Here is a 2,622-nt window from a genome sequence, read left to right as displayed (position 1 = left end):
GGTTCGAGCCGCGCAGCAGGGAGGCGGTGGCGGCGAGCAGGGCCATGCCCGCCGCGGTGGCGAAGACGATGGTGAGGCCGTGGTGGAAGGGCGCGGAGATCAGGTTGGGGAAGAACTCCTTGCCGGTGATCGTGCGTACCGCCGCGGGCGTCATCGTCTTGAGGACGCCGGTCGGGCCGAGCAGCGTCTGCATCGGGTTCGCGCCGAGGAAGGCGGTGAAGACGGTGGAGACGGCCGGGAGTTGGGCGGCGTGGTGTGCGGCGGCGGGGGCGACGTTCTGGCCGATCAGTCCGGCGGACAGGGCGCTGGGCAGGCGGCCGGCCAGGCCTGCGATGAGCAGCGAGAAGAAGACGCCGATGGACAGCGACATCCCGGCGTTCTGGAACGTCGAGCGCATGCCCGAGGCGGCGCCTCGGTGTTCGGCCGGGACGCTGCTCATGATGGCCGAGGTGTTCGGGGCCGAGAACATGCCCGAGCCGAAGCCGTTGAGCATGATCAGGAGCGCGAACTCCCAGTAGGAGAAGTTCAGCGGCAGCAGCAGGAGCCCGACGAAGCTGGCCGCGAACAGGGTCAGGCCGCCTGTGGTGAAGGCGAATACGCCGTAACGGTCCGACAGATAACCCGAGAGCGGGCCGGCGAGCAGGAAGCCGGCGGTCAGCGGGAGTAGGAATATGCCCGCCCACAGCGGCGTGTCCGTGTAGTCATAGCCGTGCAGGGGCAGCCATATGCCCTGGAGCCAGATGATCAGCATGAACTGCATGCCGCCGCGGGCTATGGACGCGAGCAGGGCCGCCGCGTTCCCGGCCGCGAAGGCGCGGTTGCGGAACAGGGACAGACGGAACATCGGCTGCGGCACCCGCGTCTCGATGAACCCGAACAGGATGAGCAGCACCACGCCGACGATCAGGCTGCCGAACACCCGCGGGTTCGTCCAGCCCATCGAGTGGTTCTGGTACGGCTGGATTCCGTACGTGATCGCCGCGAGCAGGGTGGCCAGGCCGATCGCGAAGGTCAGGTTGCCCCACCAGTCGATCTTGGCCGGTCGGCGCTCCGACAGTTCGCGCAGGCTCCGGTAGGCCCAGATGGTTCCGAACGCGCCGAAGGGCACGTTGATCCAGAAGATGGCGTGCCAGTCCCAGACCGAGAGCACTCCGCCGAGGACCAGGCCGATGAACTGGCCGGCGAGCGCGGAGATCTGGTTGACGCCCAGGGCCATTCCGCGCTGCTCGGCGGGGAAGGCGTCGGTGATGATGGCGGCGGAGTTCGCCATGAGCATCGCGCCGCCGACGGCCTGCACCAGCCGCCAGCCGATCAGCCACAGTGCGCCGCCGGACCCGTGCGCCGGGTCGAGCGAGAGCGCCACCGAGGAGAGCGTGAAGACCACGAATCCGAGGTTGTAGATGCGCACCCGGCCGACGATGTCGCCGAGCCGTCCCAGGGTGACCACCAGCACCGCGGTCACGAGCAGGTAGCCCATGATGATCCACAGCAGGTACCCGATGTTCCCCGCGGCGAAGGGGTCGAGGTGGATGCCGCGGAAGATCGCCGGGAGCGAGATGATCACGATCGAGGCGTCGACGGTGGCCATGAACATGCCGAGCGTCGTGTTGGAGAGCGCGACCCATTTGTAGCGGTCGGGCCTACTCGAGACTGCCGCCGACTGTGGCGCGGCGTCGGACACGGACACACCCCTCCTCTTGCGTCGACCGACTCGTTCGAAGCCACCGGGGTCCGCCGGAGCCGGTCAATTCAGCACTTCGAGCCGCCATCAGGCCGGGTCTGGCCGATGGGTCCTGCTGGTCCTGCCCTCCGTCCACCGGAGCCTCGCGAGCTCGACGGACGGTACTGCTGCTGCTCATAGCATCGGCCCCCGGGTGGGCGCGACGGGTCCCGCAACTGCGCCGGACGTGTGTTCGGGCCCCGGCGTCGCCGTTCTCGGCCCGTCGGGCCGGGCACCGGGGTCGGGTACCGAGCGGACAGGGCCGAGGCCGAGATCTGCCCAGAAGCCTCAGTACGAGCATAATTGTTTAGAGCTGCTAAGGACATAGCTTGCGCGCCGGGCACGCTTGCGATATATCGAAGATATATCATAGTGTGCGACTATCAGTAAGCGGCCATGCTGGGAACGCGGGCTGACCGCTGGGGAGAGGAGTCGTCCATGCAGGCCGAGGCATCGGGTTCGGCAGCATCGGGTTCGGCGGGCGGCAACGACTTGCCTTCGGCATCGGGTTCGGCGGGCGGCGACGACTTGCCTTCGGCATCGGGTTCGGCGGGCGGCGACGACTTGCCTTCGGCATCGGGTTCGGCGGGCGGCGACGACTTGCCTTCGGCATCGGGTTCGGCGGGCGGCGACGACTTGCCTTCGGCATCGGGTTCGGCGGGGGACGACGACTTGCCTTCGGCATCGGGTTCGGCGGGCGGCGACGACTTGCCTTCGGCATCGGGTTCGGCGGGCGGCGACGACTTGCCTTCGGCATCGGGTTCGGCGGGCGGCGACGACTTGCCTTCGGCATCGGGTTCGGCGGGCGGCGACGACTTGCCTTCGGCATCGGGTTCGGCGGGCGGCGACGACTTGCCTTCGGCATCGGGTTCGGCGGGCGGCGACGACTTGCCTTCGGCATC

Annotated in this window: 1 protein-coding gene and 1 pseudogene; both read right to left on the bottom strand. The window is 68.5% G+C overall.

The window, feature by feature from the left end; all coding sequences use genetic code 11:
• A partial coding sequence (locus KDL01_RS40380) for an MFS transporter (protein ID WP_212534009.1) occupies positions 1–1,594 on the bottom strand: 1,594 nt, incomplete at its 3' end.
• 509 nt (positions 1,595–2,103) lie between these two features.
• Positions 2,104–2,622, bottom strand: a pseudogene (locus KDL01_RS40375) (hypothetical protein); the annotation flags it as partial.

This window comes from Actinospica durhamensis (genome assembly GCF_018139695.1).
Lineage (GTDB): Bacteria > Actinomycetota > Actinomycetes > Streptomycetales > Catenulisporaceae > Actinospica > Actinospica durhamensis.
The sequence above is the reverse complement of the archived record's forward strand: the minus strand, read 5'-3'. Positions and strand labels throughout refer to the sequence as shown.